This is a genomic window from Polyangiaceae bacterium (assembly GCA_020633205.1).
Classification (GTDB): Bacteria; Myxococcota_A; Polyangia; order Polyangiales; family Polyangiaceae; genus JAHBVY01.
In genome coordinates this window covers 549906-567967 of sequence record JACKEB010000010.1, presented here as the reverse complement: position 1 = coordinate 567967, position 18062 = coordinate 549906, and the positions used below count along the sequence as shown (strand labels likewise).

Below are 18062 nucleotides of genomic sequence, written 5' to 3'. Positions count from 1 at the left end.
TTTACGCGCCTCACGGGCCGTGGGGCGCCCTGAGCCGATCGAACAGCACTTGCAGCATCTGGTACGTCAGCCCCCACACGGTTCGGCCATCGACGTCGAATGCGGGTAGGTACACGCGTTGCCCCTGCCACTCGTATGCGTGCTTGATGTCTCGCTCGCCACTCAGCAACGGCCCCAGGGGGGCCCATAGCGCCTCGCTGACCTCGTAGTTTGGGCTGAGTTCGGCTGCCGTCTCCAGCTCGAACACGAAGGGCGCAATCGCGAGACCCAGGCGCTTGCCTCGCGCGACTGCGGGGATGCGCGGGAGCGCGCCGAGCAAACGCGCTCGGCGACTCAGGTCCAGACCCACTTCTTCCAGGGTCTCGCGGCGCGCAGTCGTGAGCAGGTCGGGATCTGTGGGGTCGTGGCGACCCCCAGGGAACGCCATATGCCCGGACCACGGATCCCCTTCGTGCTCGGCGCGTCGGATTAGCAGCACCTCGGTGTCTGCGTCAGTCGGGCGCAGCACCGCGGCGACCGCCGCAAAGCGGCCGCCGTCACCCGTGGCCGCAGAAGACCTGAGCGCGGCGGCGCCGTCGTCCGCATCCAGACCTTGAAGCGCTTCGCGGACGCGTTGAATCAGCAGTGGTGGCATTAGCTGAGGATTTCGCGCGCAATGACCACGCGCTGGATCTGGCTCGTTCCCTCATAGATGGTGGTGACCCGCACGTCCCGCAAGTAGCGCTCCACTGGGAACTCGCGCGTGTAGCCATATCCGCCATGGATCTGCACCGCCCGGTTGCAGATCTTGTTTGCCGCTTCGCTTGCGAAGACCTTCGCCATGGATGCTTCACGGCTGAACGGTACACCACGCTCTTTCATCGTAGCTGCCCGCCAGCACAAGAGCTTCGCTGCGTCTAGTTCCGTACGGTTGTCTGCCAGCATCCACTGGATGGCCTGGAAGTCAGCGATCGGCTTGCCGAACTGCTTTCGCTCTTGGGCGTAGCGAACCGACTCCTCTTGGGCTGCGGCTGCGATCCCAATGGCCTGAGAACCGATGCCGATGCGTCCCCCGTCCAAGGCCATCATGGCGATCTTGAAGCCGCCCCCGAGCTCTCCAAGCAACGCGGACCTTGGCACGCGCACGCTATCGAACGTCAGGGGCACGGTGTTCGACGCTCGCAGCCCGAGCTTGTCTTCCTTCTTTCCGATGCTGAGGCCCGGCGTTCCGCGCGGCACCAGGAAGCATGAGATGCCTTTGGTGCCAGGGCCGCCGGTGCGCGCCCACACGACGAACACGCCGGCGTAGCCACCATTGGTGATCCACTGCTTCTGCCCGTCCAGCACCCAGCCAGCGTCCGTCTCTCTGGCCGTGGTGCCCATGGAGCCTGGGTCGCTGCCCGCTCCGGGCTCGCTGAGCGCGAACGCGCCGGTCAGGTGCTCGCCGCTGGTGATCTTGGTGACGTGCTCTTCGCGTTGCTCTGGGGAACCGAAGCGCTCGATCACCTCGGCGACCATGTTCGTCACAGCCATGGTGACGGCGGTGGAGGCGCAGGCCTTGGCCACCTCGATCATCGCGAGGCTGTACGCGAGCACCCCGGCGTTCGCTCCGCCATACTCTTCGCTGACATTCACGCCCAAGAGGCCGAGCTCTGCCAAGCCGCGCACGAGCTCTTCGGGAAAGCGCTCCGTCTTGTCGAGGTTTGCGGCTTTCGGGCGGATCTCCCGCGTTGCAAACTCGCGGGCGGTGCGTTGGATCAGCTCCTGGGTTTCAGTCAGCTCGAGGCGCATGGTCCGCCTCAGTAGCGCTAGCGCAGGGCGCAATCAATCCTCGCTAGTGACGCCGTTCCTTTGCTGAAGCGAAAAAGTTACAGCGAGCAGAAAAGGCGACGCAGGCTTCTTCGCGGGATGAGCGGCGCGGCCCCTGGGCTTTTGGTAGCCTGCGCCCCGATGTCCAAACGTAGGTTCCCTCGCTTTGCGCTGGCGGCTCTGCTGCCTGGTTTCGCCGCTCTGCTGGTTGCTCCCAGTGCTCAGGCCTTCCCCGGCTTCTTCGTCGGTAAGGACGACCAGCCGCGCCTGAGCGCCGCCACGCAGATCGTGATCATGCATCGCGACCAGCGCACGGTGGTAACCGTGATGACGGACTACGACGGTCCCAGTCAGGAGTTCGCCTTGGTGATGCCGCTCCCGGAGGACGTCTCCATGGATCACGTGGTCACGCTCAAGCGAGAGTTCGTCACGCGCATCGACGAGCTGACTGCTCCGCGATTTCACGAGTTCTGGGAGATGGATCCATGCGAATCCGGAACGCCAGAGCAGGAGTGGGAGCGCAACCTGAAGGCAAACACGGACACGGCGTTCCTTGGCGGCGGTGCGCCTCCGCCGGGGGGTAAGGCAGCGAAGGAGATGACGCTCACCGTCGAGCCCGAGTTCAAGCACGCGAGCGAGTACACCTTCAAGCTGCTGGATCAAGCAGACTCCGCCAACATCACCGGCTGGCTGGAGAAGCAGGGCTACAAGCTCCCGGCGGGTACGGCCGAAGCGGTGAAGCCCTACGCGGACGCCAAGCAGCGCTTCCTGGTTGCTAGCGTCGATCAGGCCAAAGTCGAGCTGGTGGGTGATGGACGCGCCCAGCTCAGCCCCATCCGTTTCTGGACGGAAACGAACTACACCAAGATCCCGTCGACCCTCGGGCTGCTAAACTCTGGCGGGAAGAAGCAAGAGTTGGTCATCAGTGTGCTCGACGCGAAGGACCGCTACGAAGCGAAGAACTACGACAATGTGTTCCCGCCGACGAACCTGAACGTAGACTTCAAGGTCAAAGAGCGCATGGGCGAGTTCTACGCAGCGATGCACGACAAGCTGCTGGCGAAGAACCCGAAGGGCATTCTCAATGAGTACGCCTGGAGCACCCTCGAGTGCGGCCAGCCTTGCCCGAACCCCCCGCTCTACATTCACGAGCTACTGAGCCTCGGGGCGGATGTCTTCGAAGCGACGTTGCCCGAAGACGTGCGCAACCCGGATCCTCCGGAGCGGACCGAAGAAGAGAAGAAGATCTACGACGAAAAGAAGAAGGAAGAGAAAAAGGCAGACGACATCGGGCGCAAGGAGATCGCGCGGCGCAAGGCCCTGGTTGAGCGTCACGCCTACACCTTGAGTCGTATGCACCACCGTTACGACAAGGAGAGCCTGAAGCAGGACATCGAGATCGGTCCGGCGAAGAGCGTGCGTGGAGGTGTCGAGCTACCGAAGGGGCCGAAGGGTGAGCTGCCCATCGAGACCAAGCCCGCGGATCGCAACATGCTGCAGATGCGTTACGTTAACCTGCACCCAGACATTTCCGTGCTGAAATGTGACAACCCGAACCGCTGGCGTTGGGGCAAGCCGCCGCGCACTTACCGCGGACTGCGGAAGATCTGGCTCGCGGAGGACCTCGCGACACGTAACCGCAAGGAAATCGTCCCCGAAAAGGTGGTGATCACCCCTGTGGCGGACCTGGGGATCCCCGGCATCGCTGACGAGAAAGATCCCGCGGCGGCGCCGTCCGCCAGCGCGGGTGCCGGTGAAGAAAAGAAGAGCGGAGGCTGTCAGCTGAGCCCCGGCGCGACGGGCACGTCAGGTGCTGCCGCCGTGGGCTTCCTCGCTGGCCTCGGCCTCTGGCTAAGTCGACGTCGCTACGCGAAGTAGCGCGCCGCGACCTGCAGGCAACCACCGCTTGGGGGGCGGTGGTTCAGTCGTGCTCGGGTTCGAACGGGTTCGTCACGCCGGGTTGCTTCTCGTAGTAGAGACGGAGCGCGTCCCGCGCGACTTCGTTTGCCTTGTAGTACCAGACGTCGTCGTTCATCAGCAGCACGCTGACGACGACGTGGGGTGAGCGAGACGGCGCGAAGCCCACGAACCATGAGGTAGTAGGGGACTTGCGGGTTGGCTTGAGGGTGCCTGTCTTCCCAGCGACCCGGATATTCGGCAAGTAGCTGATGCCGTCCTTGCGGCTGAAGGCCTCAAGGGAAGTTCCGCCGCTGACCGTGAGCTCCATCATCTTGCGCAGCTGGCGCGCGGTGCTGGACTTGAAGCGCCGATCTCCAAGCTGGACGCTTTCAGGCGCCTGGTAGTCCTTCCAGCGCTCAACCAGCGTGAGCTCGGAGTCGCGACCCCCCAGGGCGATGATCGATGCGGCGTGGGCAGCGCCAAGCGCGGTGAACTGGGTGTCGCCGAAGCCCGCTGCGGAGCGCGCGAACTCGAGGTCGTTGTAGGGGATCTCGCTGTGGCCCACGATGGCCTTCTGGGAAAACGGCAAGTCTCGATTGAAGCCGAAGCGCTCTGCGGTCTCCGCGAGCTGATCGTGCATCAGGAAGCGGGTCGCGAGCTGGGCGAAGACCGCGTTGCGGCTATGGCCAAGCGCGCTGGAGAATGGCGCGCAGAGCGCGTGTGCCCCCTTTGCCGGCTCGAGGTGTTTGCGCTCGATGCGCCGATGGCCGCCGTCGGTGCATACCCGGAGTTTCGGCGAGACGCGCGCATGCTCCAGCAGGGCTGCGGCAGTCACCATCTTGAAGAGGCTCGCGGTGGGCGCGGCGAACGCAAAGGCGACCCGACCGTCGGCTGACTTGTCGTGGCTCGCGTCGGCGACCGCGATCACCTTTCCTGTTCGGATATCCGTGAGGATAATCGCTCCACGTACGGGATGGGCGCGGCGCAACAGACGCTCGGCGCCGTGCTGCACCCGAGGGTCTATTGTGAGCTCCGCTTCGCTGCCGTCGTCAGTCTTTGCAAAGGCTTTGCCCTGGTCGTAGCGGACATGTCCCAGGTCGACTTTGGGCGCCTTGGGCTCTGTCGTCGGGATGCTGGTGTCCGCCCCTGTGGAAGCCAAGATGACGGCTGCGGTCGGCGGTTCTGAAGGCTTTCCTTCGGTGGCTACCTGAGCTTCCGCAGCGCTCGCTTCCGCATGGAGCGTGTGCGGGATGGCAGCGAGAACACCCAATGAGAGCACGATTGGCAGCGCCGTGCGCCAGGTTGGGCGCGCGCGGTCGAGTAGACTGCGAGAGCTGGGAAACCAGTGCTCCGCTTGCAGGAGCAGGTCGCGGACTGAGGGCAGATTGGTCGGCAGCACGCCCCATCGCTTAAAGAGCGCGGCAGCCGGCGGCCAAGAAACCTACATGTGCGACAGAGCCTTACATCGCTCTGGCTAGGTTTCCGTAAGTCGTCAGTAAGTGCTTGCAGAATTCAATAGTTCTCAGACCTTACGCGGGAGAGTGCAGTGCTTACTTGCTCGAAGTTGGCCCCGCTGGAGCGGCCCTCCTTACGATCTCAGTCGCAAGTCCGGTTCTTCGAGACCGGGTTTCCACAACACGCAGCACACCTCGGTCGGCAGCCAGGGTGTCTGAGCTGAGACGTGGGGAGGCCACACATGAGCAACAGCGACACCGTGGATTTTCAGGGGCGGTTCGAGCGTACAGCCAGAGCACATGCACTGCGCGTGCGCCGTGGGGCGCGGGCTCGCACCGACTTCGCCGTTACCATACGGGAAGGCAGTTTGAAGGCGAGCTCGCGCTGCGTCGAGCTGTCGGCTTCTGGCGCGATCATCGTGCGCGCGCGCGGGGCGGGCGCCGGACCGAGCTTGCTCACCTTGGAGCTCTACTTGCCGGAGCGACACGGGGCGATCCGGGTGTTGGCGCGACGCATCTGGAGCTACGGAGCCCAGCAGGCGTTTCGCTTCGAGCGCGTGAGCGACGCGGATCGCTTGAGCCTGGCGGAGCACGTGGATCTCGCGACGCTGCGTGGGGCGCTGGTCGCCTGATCCCGTCGCGAACAATCAGCGCCAAGATGTTGCGTAACCGAACACGCTCGACCTACTGCTGTTGATCATGCGCCTTGTACTCACCGCTGGTTTCGTTCTTCTCGCTGCTTCGTCTCTGAGCGGGTGCTTGGTGCCCAACGCTCGCGTCGAAGAAGCGCAGTCGGCATTGCGCGTCGAACAGCGCGCACATCGCGAGACTGCGGAGAAAGTCTACGACTTAACGAAGCGCCTGGATAAGGCTGAGCGCGAGCTCGCCGATAAGAAGGCCACTGTTCAGAAGGATGGCGACGCGGTCGCCCAGGCGACGTTCGACTACGACGTCGCGCTCAAGCAACGCGACGAGGCGGAGGCAATGGTCGAGCAGCTGCGTGGCGAGCTGGCTCGTGTGGGTACGCACCTGAAGGCCTACGCTGGCGAGCGGGAGCGCTTGGCGCAGGAGCTCAAGCAGAAGGAACAAGAGGCCCATCAGCTGGGACAGGTGGAAAGAGCCAGCCAGGCCCAAGTGCTCTTGATGCGTGATCTCACGCTTGAATTTCACACGGAAATTACCAAGGGCAACGTCAAGCTTAGCTCCGAGCGTGGTGTCGCAGTGCTGCAGTTCCCTGCTGCGGAGATGTACGCCGAGGACGGGACGCTCTCGAGCGCGGGGAGCCAACGCCTGATGCGGATCGCGAAGCGTGCTCGGGGTGGCGACGGCGTGAGCTTCAAGCTGGACATTTCCGAGCGTGGGAGTGACGCGAACGCCGACTCGACCTTGCTTCGTCTGAGCCAGGTCGCTGAAGCGCTGGCTGGCGTCGGTGTAGACTCCGAGAGCATCACCGTGAGCGTGGATGGTGATGAAGACGCCGCGAAGAAGGCGACGAGCAAGAACCCGCGGTCGCTGGTGATCGGCATCTCGCCGGTGACCAAGGCCGACGCCAGCGAGTAGGCGTCAGCGCTTCTGGCTGAAGCTGACGTTGAACTCGACGGCGTCTTCAGGGTTGCGGCCTCGCGGCGCAGCCACGACCTCCGCGCCCGATTCCGCACGGAGAACATCCACGACGGCCCGTAGCAGGGCCGGACGCACCCGTTCCTGGAAGCGTTTGTGCCACGCGAAGCCGTCCTGTTCCCCTTCGTAGTCTTCGGGGAACTCCGCCGTCAGGTGCAGGTGGATGGCGAACTCACGCTCTTCGCGGTGCTTCATGACCGCGTTCTAGCGCGTGCGCGGAGCTTTGCAAAACGCAGCTTGGGACAGCGCGCTAGCCCGCGGGCCGCTCAAGAGGAGCAGGGCAGCTCACCCCCGTCCCCCCTAGACCACAATACCCATTGGGGTTCTTTGCCAGGTACTGCTGGTGGTAACCCTCCGCGTAGTAGAACTCCGGCGCCTCTAGGATCTCGGTCGTGATCTCGCCGTAACCAGCGGCCTTTAATTCCGCCTGGAAAGCAGCTTTGCTGCGCTCCGCTTGGGTTTTTTGCTCGGCGCCGTAGCAGTAGATCCCGGAGCGGTACTGTGTGCCGCTGTCGTTGCCTTGGCGCATGCCTTGAGTCGGGTCGTGGGCCTCCCAGAACACCTTCAGCAGCTCGTCGTAGGAGACGACGTCCGGGTCGAACACCACCCGCACGACCTCGTTGTGCCCGGTCATGCCGCTACACACCTCTTCGTAGGTAGGGTTGGGGGTGAGGCCCGCCGCGTACCCCACGGAAGTAGAGTACACCCCCGGGGTCTGCCAGAACTTACGTTCCGCTCCCCAGAAGCACCCGAGCCCGAAGAGCGCGAGCTCTTTCCCCGGGAAAGGAGGATACAGCGGCGCCCCGTTGACGAAATGCTCGTTCGTTACCTTGAGCGGCTCCGAGCGGCCCTTCAAGGCTTCTTCCGGAGTGGGGAGGCGAGCAGGCTTGCGGCTGAAGAACATGGGTGGAGCATAAGACGCGCGTGGCTGCCTGCCCAGCCCTGAGCTTCCTGGCCCGTTCGCTTGCCCTACGGAAATCCGGTTCAGCGAGCAACCGGGCCATTTCAGTGGCTCGGGCCTGGACTCGACGGCTCGCAGCTCCAAGCGCCTTCATTCGAGCGACCCAGCGTGGCGTTCAGGTCGCTCAGCGTCTCACACACCAGCGGAGCCAGGCGCGCGCGCTGGTGTTCGGGGATGCTCGCCAGGAGTCCCTCGGCGCGCTCCGCTTCGCGCAGCGCGTCTGTGGGTCTGTCCAGCGCGGCGTAGGTGCTGCTCATACTGAGCAGCGTCACCACGACTTGCGGATGCGCCTTTCCGTAGAGCTTGCGACAGATCTGCAGGCTGTGGCGGTAGCTAGCCAGTGCCGCCAGCGGTTGCCCTGCGAGCCGTTGCTGCACGCCCAGCGCCTCCCAGCCCTGGGCGACACGCGCGTGCACTTCTCCCAGCACTCGACGCTCCAGCTCCAGAGCGCGAGCGTACAGCGCGAGGGCGGCTCTGGTGTTCCCCTGGGCCGACTCAGCGTGGGCGTTGAAGCGAACTGCGTTGGCCATCAGCAGGTGCTGGGTTCCAAACGCGGCTGCGGTGCTCGAGGTTCCGCGAGTGAGCCAGTGTCGCGCCGCTTCCGCGTGGCCAGTGGCGGCGGCGAGTCCGCCCAGAGAGAGCTCGACTTGCGCCGTGTATGGGTGAGTCGGCCCGAGGGTGCGAGTCAGCGCGAGGCGGGCGCGTTCTAGCTGCTGAGCGGCCTGGATCAAGTCGGGCTTGGGGCCTGCGATGGCGACGTCGGCCAGGTGCGCTCGAGCACTAGCTATTTCCGGGCGCTCGTCGCCCTCGTCGCCCAGCGCGCGCCGCGAGCTCTCGAGGGCGCGGGTCGCATCTGCCAGCGCTGCGGGGAACTCCTGGAGTGCCAGGTGCGCGTTGCTTCGCTCTGTCTGGAGGGCCGCGAGTTGCAGCGCATCGCCTCGTCGTTGAGCTTCCGGTACGGCCTCGTCGATCAGCGCGAGCGCGGCCTCAGGGTGCAGAGCCCGAAGGAGGCGCCTCGCTTCGAGCATCAACAGCCGCGTGCGAAAGGCCGACGCGGAGCGCTGACGCTTGAGTGTTGCCGTGAGGGAACGCTCGAGCTGCGGGGCGTCGCCCAGCGCGTCCAGCGCCAAGAGTTTTCCTTGGGTCTCGATGGCTTCAGGGCGTGCCAGGTTCGTGCCCAGATAGGCCTTGTAGTGCGCTCTGTGCATGCAGGCGCGGCTGGACTGCTCTGCCTCAACCAGGTCCCAGTCGAGGTTCGCGACGCGCTCTGCGTGGCATCCGGGCTCGAGGCAGCCCTGGCTCAAGCCGTCCAGCTGCGCAGCGTACCGTGTGCTCTCCACCGCCAGGCACGCCCTCACTGCGGTCGCTTCGGCACTCCGGAGGTCGCCCGTCTGCTGCGCACGGTCGGTCTGCGCCGCGGTCATGACCCAGGCGTCTGTCCACGCATCGACGCGCTCCCCAAGGCGCTCCACGTCCGCATCGCCAAACGCCGGCGAGGCGGAGCGAACGGCCTTCTCCAGGCGCGCTTGGCGTGCGGGGCTCCAGAGCGCGTTCATCTTCGCGCGGTGCGCTTCAGCTCGCGGTGGATCCTTGGCGCCCGTGCGTTGGACCTCTCCCCCACAACCGGCCAGGCTGGAGGCGACGACTAGCGCGGCGTATGCTCTGCCGAAACGGTGATTCCGCGAGGCAATCACACGAAGCGCTCGAAGCCGGCGACGCTGCGGCCACCATCGACGTGCACCTCGTGCCCCGTGATGAAGGGGCTATCGAGCAAGAACAGCACTGTGCGCGCGATGTCTTGAGCGGAGCCCACCTTGTTCAGCGGGATACGGCTGGTCAAGAGCGCGAGAGCCTCCTCGCTCATGTCAGGGGGCGGCAGCACCGTGCCCGGCGCGATGGCGTTCACCCGCACGTCCGGCGCGAGCTCGAGGCTCAAGGTGCGCATCAGGTGGCGCACCGCGGCCTTGGAGACCGTGTACGGCAGGTGATTGCGGAACGGCACGGTGGCGCTGGAGCAGGTGATGAAGGTGATGGAGCCCTTGCTCTGCTTGAGCGCCTCGCGACAGCCATGAGCGAGGAGGAATGGCGCGCGGAGGTTGAGATCCATGGCGCGGTCCCAGTAGCCGTCGTCCACGTCGTCCAACGCCACGCGTTCGAAGTTGGCGGCGCTCGGCACCAGGAGGTCGAGGCCGCCAAGCGCGTCCACGGCGTCCAGTGCGAGTTGCTTCGCCGACGCGCGATCGCTCAAGTCGGCTTGCAGCGCGACCCCGTCACCCCCTGCCGCGCGGATCTGCTCGATGGTGTGATCCGCGCCTTCGCGGCTCGAGTGATAGTGGACCGCGACCTTCGCGCCGCGCCCACCCAGGGCCAGCGCAATCGCTTGACCAACGCGGGTGCCCGCGCCGGTGACCAGGGCTCTGAGCTGGGTCATTCCTTCTTGCGCCTAGTGCTGGTTGAGGCTGCGTTTCCGCAGGGGAAGGATTTAGAGGTGGAAGCTGACCTTGGCGGGCCAGGAGCCTGGGCTCTTGTACTTGCCCTCTTTGAGCACGTCGACCAGGCAGTCGGCGGCGGTGTCATCGCTAGCGTTCGACTGAGCGACGCCTGCGCCAAGCACTTGGCCACGGGTCCCGATGTACATGGTGACTTCGAAGTCGCCGGAGGTGCCCGATTTGCACTCGGAGATCTTGCTGCCGAGTGTATCCAGTGTCTCCTGCACCTCGGACGAGTCCCAGATCACCGGCGGGCGCACGTCGTTCACCATGTCGAACTCGAAGCCCTTGTGGGCGAGCCCGTGCACACCACCTTGAGGCGCGGGCCAGGTGCGCTTGCCGAGCGCGGTGAGCAGGCACTTCTCCGTGTCGCGATCGCCGAGGGTGGTGCGCTCGAGGTAGGCCTCGGTCAGGGAGCCGCCCTGGTTGATCTTCAGGCTGAACTGCACGGCGCCGCCGATGAACTCCACGCGATTCGCGCCGGTCTTCATGCAGGCCTCGAGGTCCGGCAGCGCGGCCTCGAAGGTCTTCGTCACTGCGCCCTCGTCCAGCGCGCCTATCTCCGCGGAGACATCGAGCGGAGGTCGCTCGACGCGGTCACTTCCGTCGTCGTCCGTCTCCTGCGATGGCGTCTTGGGCGGGGGATCCCCACCACCGCACGCGGCTTGCGTGAAGAGGCCGAGGCTGAGCGCGCAAGTCGCGATACGCAAGGCTAGAGCGGGTAGCGGGCGAGTCTGATGAGCGGTGCGGCTTAGAAGAGACAAGAGCTTTTCCCCCGGGAATGTTCAGGCCTTGAGCACGGAGTTTGCGATCACCAGGCGCTGGATCTCGCTCGTGCCTTCGTAGATCTCGGTGATGCGCGCGTCGCGGTAGTGACGCTCGATGCCGTACTCGGTGGTGTAGCCGTAGCCACCGTGGATTTGGATTGCGGAGTGGGTGATGCGGGTCGACGCCTCGGAGGCGTAGAGCTTGGCGGCGGCGCTCTCCAGGCTGTGGCGCTGGCCTTGGTCCTTCATCGCGGCGGCGCGCAGCGTTAGCAAGCGCGCGGCGTCGAGCTCGGTAGCCATGTCGGAGAGCTTGAACTGAATCGCCTGGAACTTGGCGATGGGCTGACCAAATGCCTTGCGCTCCTTGGCGTAGGCGACGCTCTTCTCCAGCGCTGCCTTGGAAATGCCGAGGGCTTGCGCCGCGATGCCGATGCGTCCGCCGTCCAAAGTGGCCATCGCCACCTTGAAGCCAGAGCCCACTTCCCCGAGGATCGCGTCGTCACCGAGCTCCACGTTCTCGAAGAACATGGTGCAGGAGTGGGCGGCCTTGATGCCCATCTTCTCGTCGTGGTGGGCGGCGGTCACGCCGGGTGCATCCATCGGCACGATGAAGGCGGTGTGCTTCACCTTGGGGCCGCTCTTATCCGTGACGGCGAAGACGATGATGTAGTCGGCGTGGGGGCCGTTGGTGATGAAGTTCTTGCTGCCGTTCATCAGCCACTTGTCGCCCTTTTTTTCGGCGACCGTCTGCATGGTCTGGGCGTCGGAGCCGCTCATCGGCTCCGTGAGGCCGAAGCAGCCGAGCTTCTCACCGCTGGCAACCACGCTCAGGATTTCCTGCTTCTGCTTTTCCGTGCCGAATTTCAGCACCGGGTCGCAGAAGAGCGAGTTGTTGACGCTCATGATCACTCCGCACGAGGCGCAGCCCCGGCTGACCTCTTCCATCGCCAGCACGTAGCTGATCGCGTCGAGCCCGGAGCCGCCGTACTCCGTCGGCACCATCATGCCGAGGAAGCCGAGGTCCGCCATCTGCTTCACGATTTCGGTGGGCCAGCGCGCTTGCTTGTCGAACTCCGCCGCCTTGGGAGCGATCTCGCGATCGGCGAACTCACGAGCGGTTTGTTGGAGCATGGCTTGCTCTTCGGTCAGCTGGAAATCCATGGCGCGGAACCTTACTCGTAGAGCGCCGCGTCACAAGCGAAGTGAGGTCGCGGCCGCGCCATTTTCAGGCGGTCCTTTCGAAGCACGCCGCAAAGCCTGTCAGGAAGCCGTTTCGTCGCGACGGCCAAACACCGACGCCTGCATGTCGAGATCGTGCAAACGGCGTTTTTCGTGCCGTGCGACCTGCAGATTTACAGCCCCATTGACCAAGTCGTTGCGACGAGGGAGTCGATGTAGGGGTTGGGGGTTAGGCTCGGTGGCCAGTCGCCGCGCCTGACCGTCGTCGCGCCGCTCAGCTCTCGAGCAAGATCACTGCGTGGGGGAGCTGGCCAAGCTCCGCGAGCAGCGTTCCCTTTGGGCGCACGCCCACTCCCAGCTGGCTTTCACGCATCATCGCGGCATCGAAGCCGCTGTCTCCAAAGGCCGCGAGCCACGGTACGTCGCCGAGCACGCTGCGCCCTGTCCGCGCTTTCCCTAGGCCATACGTCGACGGTTCAATGACGCGAGGCTGAATGACTTCGTCTAGCACTTCCGTGCGGATGCCATGGATGTCGTCCGTTGCGAATCCGTACAGACCGCCGGCCACTTCGACGACGCTGTGGGGCGATGCGCTGATCAAGAGACAGCGCAACCCGGCCTGCCGCGCCCAATCCAGTACGTGATTGGATTCCGCGATGCGGCGTCCGTTGAGACCGCGCTCGATGAGCACTCGCGAGACGAAGATCTCGATCTCGCTTCGGCTCCAGCCGGCGAAGCACCAGGCCATCAGCTCGCAGACTTCTCGCTCTGGCACGTCTTCCGCCAAGTACGCTTGGAAGATCCTGAGCGCGACCTCTTCGGGGGTGCCATGGGTCTCCAGCTGGTACTGGGAAGCGAATGCTCGGAGTGGCTCCGCCGCAGCGTCCTTCAACCCACGCTCGAACAGCAGCGCGTGAAACACATCTTCACCAACGTCGCCGACCCACAGCGTGCCGTCGCCATCGAAGGCGAGGGCGCCGCCGGAGTGCTCTTTGGCCAGGACTTCGAGGCGTTCGATCAGCTGCTCGGAGGCGAGGCGGACGGGTAGCTCCGCGGGGGGCGTGACGCTGTCGGATTCTCCTCGGGTGCCTCGCATGGACTAGCGTCCCTCCGGATCGCGTCGCTCGTTCCACCACTTGTCGGCGTGAGCGTGGTCTTCCAAGGTGTCGATCTCCATGTAGCCCCCGTGGGTGTCTTCGCGATGCATTTCGATGTCGCTTTCGAGCATTTCCGCGAGGAGATCCAGCAGGTATGCCTTCTCGAAGGTTCGCCCTTCGCGATACATGCCACCGCCGAAGCGGCGCTCCGCGTGGTCGAACGCTTGCATGAGCTGCGTTGCGCCCTGAGGCGTCGCCTTCATCACCCCGATGAACTCGCCGCTCGCGTCGTCGCCGGGCAGCTTGCGGGAGATCTCGAGGACGCGTGTACCGTCAGCGCGCAGCTTCTCAGCGTCGCTCTCTGGGTGCTGGCTGCGGTTGACGTAGCGGCGGCGCCAGTCCGTGTCGCAGCCCAGCGCGAGATCGTGGGGGCTCGCGAGGAGCTTCTTCACGATCGCTCCGTCGTAGACGATGTCGGCGTAGGTCGAGATGAAGCCATCTTGGAGGTGTTCCCGAGCGCACATCAGCGACGCGAGGATGTTGTTGTGCTCCCAGCGATCATTGCGGACATACGTGAACTCGGGGTGACGTGCGCGCACCACCTCCTCGGCGTACCCGCAGATGAAGATGATGTCGTCGCGCCGGACCCCTGCTTCCCCCAGCGCGTCCAGGATCCAGTCGAGCATGGGCCGACCCATGACCGGAACCAACGTCTTCGGAATTTCGTCTGTCTTGTGCTGAAGGCGGCTGCCGCGACCGGCGCCGATGATGATGGCTTTCATGGGCCTCTGGAGTGTGTCGCGCTGCGCCGTGAATGCGCAAGCCAGGCTGAAGCTTCCGCGTCTTACAGCGTGCCCCGCGCATGCCTTGCGTAGTCGCTGGACCAGCGGAAAAAGCGGCTCCGAAATCTCGTTAGCGGTTGAGCTTGGCGGTGCTTTTGGCGATGGTCCGAGGCCATATGAGCCAACCCCTCGTGCTGAACCGTGACCGCTTCCTGGATCTGTTGGGGCGCATGATCCGCCTGGGACCGAAGCTTCAAAACTCGCCCGATGCAGGCTTGATCCCGGAAGAGGTGTTGGTCGCCGAGATCGTGGAGGAGGCGCTCGCGCCTCACGTGGCGAGTGGCTTTCTCAAGGTCGAGCGGCTTGCAGGACCGGGGTACGAGAAGCGCCCGAGCCTAGTGATCACCATCGAGGGCACAGGCGAGGGGAGCATCGGCTTCGTCGGCGCGCACTTTGACGTCGTCCCCGCGGATCGCGAAGCCGAGAACTGGGAGCGGGATCCTTTCGAGCTGTGGGTCGGCGATGACGGAACGCTCTACGGGCGTGGCGTCACCGATTGCTTGGGCCATGTCGCGGTGCTCACCGACTTCATCGCGCAGATCGCCGAGCGCGGTGAGCGACCGAAGCGGCGCATCCAGGTCGTGCTGATCAGTAACGAAGAGGAAGCACCCATCGCCGAGTGCGGGCTCGACTACGTGGTCAGCTCCGGCGCGATGGAGCCCCTCAAGGACGGCCCCATCTACTGGCTCGACAGCGCAGACTTCGGCCCCACCGTGGGCACCGGCGGCACCGGTATGTGGGAACTTCAGGTGCAGGGCGTTGGCGGCCACTCGGGCATGACCCAGAACTGCGTCAACGCCCTCGAGCTCGGCATGCACGTCGCCTTCGAGCTGGTGAAGTGGTTCGCTGGAGCCTACCCCACGCATCCTGATGAGGAACGCTGGGGCTTCGTCTCGAGCTCGACCCTGAAGAGCACGGTGATCCACGTGAAGAACGAGAAGATCACCAAGATCCCCGGTGACGCAATAATCCGCGGGGATATTCGCCTGGTGCCGTTCTACGATATGGGCGAGGCGATGGCGGGCGCCGTGAAGTTCGTGGAAGAGCTGAACCAGAAGCTCCAGACGGCGGACGAGCTGCCGGGTTTCCCTCGCTACATGACGGCGCAAGGCCAGCGCGGCTCCGTGAAGCTGGTCCCCAAAGGTCGGACCATGGAGGGGATCGCCTGCCACCTGGATTCACCAGGCCTGAAGGCGCTGGTCGACGCGATGAAGAGCGTGCGCGGTCCCGACGGAGCCCATCAGTACTCGATGACCGGCTCACTTCCGCTGGTGCGCGATCTGCAGCGCAACGGCTTCGACGTGCAGATCACCGGCTTCGGGCGCTCGACCTACTATCACGCGCCCAACGAGCAAGCGAAGCTCGAGCACTTCGAGCAGGGTTTCGCGATCCTGGATCAGATCTGCGAGCGCCTGGGCTGATCTGACGGATCCCTCTTTACGCAATTCGGCGTTCGCCATACCCCTGGCTTCGCCCACTCAATAGCCACGAGGATTAGCCATGCCCATCGCAACTCACGAGCAGTACCAAGAGATGTTGAACAAGGCCAAGGCGGGTCAGTACGCCTTCCCAGCCATCAACGTGACGAGCTTGGAGACGCTCAGCGCATCGATGGCCGCGTTCGCCGAGGCAGAGGCGGACGGCATCATTCAGGTGTCCACCGGCGGGGGTAAGCACGCATCGGGCCCCGTGGGTGATATGGCGCTCGGCGCGGAAGTCCTCGCGGAAGCGGCGCACAAGCTTGCGGAACGCTACAACGTGCTGTTTGCGCTGCACACCGATCACTGCCACCCGTCGAACCTGAAGCCGTTTCTCGATCCACTGCTCGAGGCCTCCAAGAAGCGCGTCAGCGCCGGACGCGGCCCGCTCTTCCAGAGCCATATGTTCGACGGCTCGGAGCTCACCTTGGCGGAGAACCTGAAGGTCAGTGAAGAGTACCTCGCGCGTTGCGCCGAGCTGAACATCCTGCTCGAGATCGAGACGGGCGTCGTCGGCGGCGAGGAAGACGGCCACGACACGAGTGGCGTCTCCAAAGAGAAGCTCTACACCACACCCGAAGACATGGTGGAGGCCTATGAGCGCCTCCAGGGCAAGGGCGGCTGGATGCTCGCGGCGACCTTCGGCAACGTGCACGGCGTGTACAAGCCGGGCAACGTCAAGCTCACGCCGACGATCCTGCGTGATGGCCAGGCGGCCGTGAAGGCGAAGCACAACACCGGTGACAATCCGCTACTGCTCGTGTTCCACGGCGGCTCGGGCTCGAGCCTCGAGGAGATCCACGAGACCCTCGGGTACGGTGTGGTGAAGATGAACGTCGACACCGACTGCCAGTACGCGTTCACGCGGCCGATTGCCGATCACATGTTCAAGAACTACGACGGCGTGCTGAAGGTCGACTCGGAGGTCGGGAATAAGAAGGTGTACGACCCTCGGAGCTATATGAAGGCTGCGATTGGGTCGATGAAGGACCGCGTTGTTCAGTCGGTGCATGACCTGAAGAGCAACGGGAAGACGCTGCTGAAGTAGGGTTCGGGTTCGGGTTCGGGTTCGGGTTCGGGTTCGGGTTCGGGTTCGGGTTCGGGTTCGGGTTCGGGTTCGGGTTCGGGTTCGGGTTCGGGTTCGGGTGGCACCGTTTCCGCGGGGTTGCGTTTTGGCGCCTCTTGCCGGCTGGCCGGGCATTGGCTTCGCCTCGCCCGGCAGTTTCCGTTAGGCTAGCCGGCATCGGCTTCGCCTGGCCGGCAGTTCGTTAGGCTAGCCGGCATCGGCTTCGCCTGGCCGGCAGTTCTTCACGGCTAGCCGGCGTCGGCTTCGCCTGGCCGGCAGTTCTTCACGGCTAGCCGGGCATCGGCTTCGCCTGGCCCGGCAGTTCGTTAGGCTAGCCGGCATCGGCTTCGCCTGGCCGGCAGTTCTTCAGGCTAGCCGGCGTCGGCTTCGCCTGGCCGGCAGTTCTTCACGGCTAGCCGGGCATCGGCTTCGCCTCGCCCGGCAGTTCAGAAGTTAGGCTAGCCGGCATCGGCTTCGCCTGGCCGGCAGTTCTTCACGGCTAGCCGGCGTCGGCTTCGCCTGGCTTCGGCTAGCCGGCGTCGGCTTCGCCTGGCCTTCAGTTCTTCACGGCTAGCCGGGCATCGGCTTCGCCTGGCCCGGCAGTCATTCCTCAAGGCTGGCCGGGCATTGGCTTCGCCTGGCCCGGCAGTTCGTTAGGCTGGCCGGGCATTGGCTTCGCCTGGCCCGGCAGTTCGTTAGGCTAGCCGGGCATCGGCTTCGCCTGGCCCTGCAGTCATTCCTCAAGGCTGGCCGGGCATTGGCTTCGCCTGGCCCGGCAGTTTCCGGGTGGATTCTGACTGGCTCTAGCTTTGGCTCGAACACGTTCGTTCGTTCGTTCGTTCGTTCGTTCGTTCGTTCGTTCGTTCGTTCGTTCGTTCGTTCGTTCGTTCGTTCGTTCGTTCGTTCGTTCGTTCGTTCACTTCCAATTTTGCCGGCGTGCTCGGCGCCGTCCAGGCCGGGGCCGGGCTGCGCCCGGTGCTCGCTGCGCTCGCAGCCTGGACAGCGCCTGCGACTCGCCGGCGCGGCGATCGCGTGATCGAAAGGAGGTCACTCGATGCTACAAATCTATCCGTTCATTCTCGAGACCATCACTCTCATTCAGCCGCTTTCGGAGCGCATCTACCGCGAGGATCCAGATCTGGGGCGGCAGCTCAAGCGCGCTCAATCCTCCATCGCGCTCAACGTCGCTGAGGCTTCCTACAGCCGTGGGCGCAACCAAGCAGCGCGCTTTCACAGCGCGATGGGCTCTGCGCGGGAAACGCTCGCCTGCCTCGAGGTCGCGGCTGCGCTGGGGCAGGTTCGCCCCATAGAGGAGGCGTTGCGTAGGCGCTTCAATCGCATCATCGGCACGCTTCATCGCCTCGCAATCAAGTAGTAGCCCGCCGCGTGATTCGGCTCTTGTCGGGTCACGCGGCTCACCCA

At 64.6% G+C, this 18062-nt stretch carries 17 protein-coding genes; 6 read left to right on the top strand and 11 right to left on the bottom strand.

The window, feature by feature from the left end:
* Positions 1 to 10: 10 nt before the first annotated feature.
* Entirely contained in the window at positions 11 to 634 is a 624-nt protein-coding gene (locus H6718_02320; GenBank protein MCB9584199.1) for a CoA pyrophosphatase, read from the bottom strand.
* Positions 634 to 1770 (bottom strand): acyl-CoA dehydrogenase family protein, encoded by a 1137-nt coding sequence (locus tag H6718_02315; GenBank protein MCB9584198.1) that lies wholly within the window; start codon positions 1768 to 1770, stop codon positions 634 to 636. The genes H6718_02320 and H6718_02315 overlap by 1 nt, the downstream gene beginning before the upstream one ends.
* Before the next feature lie 159 nt (positions 1771 to 1929).
* Between H6718_02315 and H6718_02310 the strand changes: the two genes are divergently transcribed.
* Positions 1930 to 3666 carry a DUF2330 domain-containing protein gene (locus tag H6718_02310; GenBank protein ID MCB9584197.1) on the top strand — a complete coding sequence of 579 codons (1737 nt, stop codon included), beginning with the start codon at positions 1930 to 1932 and terminating at the stop codon, positions 3664 to 3666.
* A gap of 43 nt (positions 3667 to 3709) precedes the next feature.
* Here H6718_02310 and H6718_02305 read toward each other — a convergent pair whose 3' ends face one another.
* Entirely contained in the window at positions 3710 to 5086 is a 1377-nt protein-coding gene (locus H6718_02305) for a penicillin-binding protein (GenBank protein ID MCB9584196.1), read from the bottom strand.
* Between the two features lie 297 nt (positions 5087 to 5383).
* Between H6718_02305 and H6718_02300 the strand changes: the two genes are divergently transcribed.
* Together H6718_02300 and H6718_02295 are read left to right on the top strand one after the other, a co-directional pair.
* Positions 5384 to 5773 (top strand): PilZ domain-containing protein, encoded by a 390-nt coding sequence (locus H6718_02300; protein MCB9584195.1) that lies wholly within the window; start codon positions 5384 to 5386, stop codon positions 5771 to 5773.
* A 67-nt stretch (positions 5774 to 5840) separates the two neighbouring features.
* Positions 5841 to 6701 carry a hypothetical protein gene (locus tag H6718_02295; GenBank protein ID MCB9584194.1) on the top strand — a complete coding sequence of 287 codons (861 nt, stop codon included), beginning with the start codon at positions 5841 to 5843 and terminating at the stop codon, positions 6699 to 6701.
* A 3-nt stretch (positions 6702 to 6704) separates the two neighbouring features.
* On the opposite strand, the gene H6718_02290 is transcribed toward H6718_02295, so the two are convergent.
* From H6718_02290 to H6718_02255, 8 genes are all read right to left on the bottom strand, one after another.
* Positions 6705 to 6956, bottom strand: a complete 252-nt coding sequence (locus H6718_02290; protein ID MCB9584193.1) for a hypothetical protein — start codon at positions 6954 to 6956, stop codon at positions 6705 to 6707.
* 55 nt (positions 6957 to 7011) lie between these two features.
* Entirely contained in the window at positions 7012 to 7665 is a 654-nt protein-coding gene (gene msrA, locus H6718_02285) for a peptide-methionine (S)-S-oxide reductase MsrA (protein ID MCB9584192.1), read from the bottom strand.
* A gap of 101 nt (positions 7666 to 7766) precedes the next feature.
* Complete coding sequence (locus H6718_02280; protein MCB9584191.1) at positions 7767 to 9416, bottom strand: tetratricopeptide repeat protein; 1650 nt, start codon at positions 9414 to 9416, stop codon at positions 7767 to 7769.
* Entirely contained in the window at positions 9413 to 10153 is a 741-nt protein-coding gene (locus H6718_02275; protein ID MCB9584190.1) for an SDR family oxidoreductase, read from the bottom strand. Before H6718_02275 ends, H6718_02280 begins: the two co-directional genes overlap by 4 nt.
* 51 nt (positions 10154 to 10204) lie before the next feature.
* Entirely contained in the window at positions 10205 to 10921 is a 717-nt protein-coding gene (locus H6718_02270) for a hypothetical protein (GenBank protein ID MCB9584189.1), read from the bottom strand.
* A gap of 75 nt (positions 10922 to 10996) precedes the next feature.
* On the bottom strand, positions 10997 to 12139 hold the full coding sequence (locus H6718_02265; protein ID MCB9584188.1) for an acyl-CoA dehydrogenase family protein: 1143 nt from the start codon (positions 12137 to 12139) through the stop codon (positions 10997 to 10999).
* 292 nt (positions 12140 to 12431) lie between these two features.
* Entirely contained in the window at positions 12432 to 13253 is an 822-nt protein-coding gene (locus tag H6718_02260) for a haloacid dehalogenase-like hydrolase (protein MCB9584187.1), read from the bottom strand.
* A gap of 3 nt (positions 13254 to 13256) precedes the next feature.
* Positions 13257 to 14036: a phosphocholine cytidylyltransferase family protein gene (locus H6718_02255; GenBank protein ID MCB9584186.1), complete on the bottom strand. Its 780-nt coding sequence runs from the start codon at positions 14034 to 14036 to the stop codon at positions 13257 to 13259.
* Between the two features lie 176 nt (positions 14037 to 14212).
* Here H6718_02255 and H6718_02250 point away from each other — a divergent pair, with 176 nt between their 5' ends.
* From H6718_02250 to H6718_02240, 3 genes are all read left to right on the top strand, one after another.
* Positions 14213 to 15517 (top strand): M20/M25/M40 family metallo-hydrolase, encoded by a 1305-nt coding sequence (locus tag H6718_02250; GenBank protein MCB9584185.1) that lies wholly within the window; start codon positions 14213 to 14215, stop codon positions 15515 to 15517.
* Between the two features lie 79 nt (positions 15518 to 15596).
* On the top strand, positions 15597 to 16622 hold the full coding sequence (fbaA, locus tag H6718_02245; GenBank protein ID MCB9584184.1) for a class II fructose-bisphosphate aldolase: 1026 nt from the start codon (positions 15597 to 15599) through the stop codon (positions 16620 to 16622).
* A gap of 1072 nt (positions 16623 to 17694) precedes the next feature.
* Positions 17695 to 18015: a four helix bundle protein gene (locus H6718_02240; GenBank protein MCB9584183.1), complete on the top strand. Its 321-nt coding sequence runs from the start codon at positions 17695 to 17697 to the stop codon at positions 18013 to 18015.
* Positions 18016 to 18062: the final 47 nt, after the last annotated feature.

What these genes read in the sequence shown, in the direction of transcription:
- H6718_02315 (MCB9584198.1), bottom strand. Translation starts at nt 1,770, where the DNA reads ATGCGCCTCGAGCTGACTGAAACCCAGGAGCTGATCCAACGCACCGCC.
- H6718_02255 (MCB9584186.1), bottom strand. Translation starts at nt 14,036, where the DNA reads ATGAAAGCCATCATCATCGGCGCCGGTCGCGGCAGCCGCCTTCAGCAC.
- H6718_02260 (MCB9584187.1), bottom strand. Translation starts at nt 13,253, where the DNA reads ATGCGAGGCACCCGAGGAGAATCCGACAGCGTCACGCCCCCCGCGGAG.
- H6718_02275 (MCB9584190.1), bottom strand. Translation starts at nt 10,153, where the DNA reads ATGACCCAGCTCAGAGCCCTGGTCACCGGCGCGGGCACCCGCGTTGGT.
- H6718_02310 (MCB9584197.1), top strand. Translation starts at nt 1,930, where the DNA reads ATGTCCAAACGTAGGTTCCCTCGCTTTGCGCTGGCGGCTCTGCTGCCT.
- H6718_02265 (MCB9584188.1), bottom strand. Translation starts at nt 12,139, where the DNA reads ATGGATTTCCAGCTGACCGAAGAGCAAGCCATGCTCCAACAAACCGCT.
- H6718_02295 (MCB9584194.1), top strand. Translation starts at nt 5,841, where the DNA reads ATGCGCCTTGTACTCACCGCTGGTTTCGTTCTTCTCGCTGCTTCGTCT.
- fbaA (MCB9584184.1), top strand. Translation starts at nt 15,597, where the DNA reads ATGCCCATCGCAACTCACGAGCAGTACCAAGAGATGTTGAACAAGGCC.
- H6718_02300 (MCB9584195.1), top strand. Translation starts at nt 5,384, where the DNA reads ATGAGCAACAGCGACACCGTGGATTTTCAGGGGCGGTTCGAGCGTACA.
- H6718_02290 (MCB9584193.1), bottom strand. Translation starts at nt 6,956, where the DNA reads ATGAAGCACCGCGAAGAGCGTGAGTTCGCCATCCACCTGCACCTGACG.
- H6718_02320 (MCB9584199.1), bottom strand. Translation starts at nt 634, where the DNA reads ATGCCACCACTGCTGATTCAACGCGTCCGCGAAGCGCTTCAAGGTCTG.
- msrA (MCB9584192.1), bottom strand. Translation starts at nt 7,665, where the DNA reads ATGTTCTTCAGCCGCAAGCCTGCTCGCCTCCCCACTCCGGAAGAAGCC.
- H6718_02250 (MCB9584185.1), top strand. Translation starts at nt 14,213, where the DNA reads ATGAGCCAACCCCTCGTGCTGAACCGTGACCGCTTCCTGGATCTGTTG.
- H6718_02240 (MCB9584183.1), top strand. Translation starts at nt 17,695, where the DNA reads ATGCTACAAATCTATCCGTTCATTCTCGAGACCATCACTCTCATTCAG.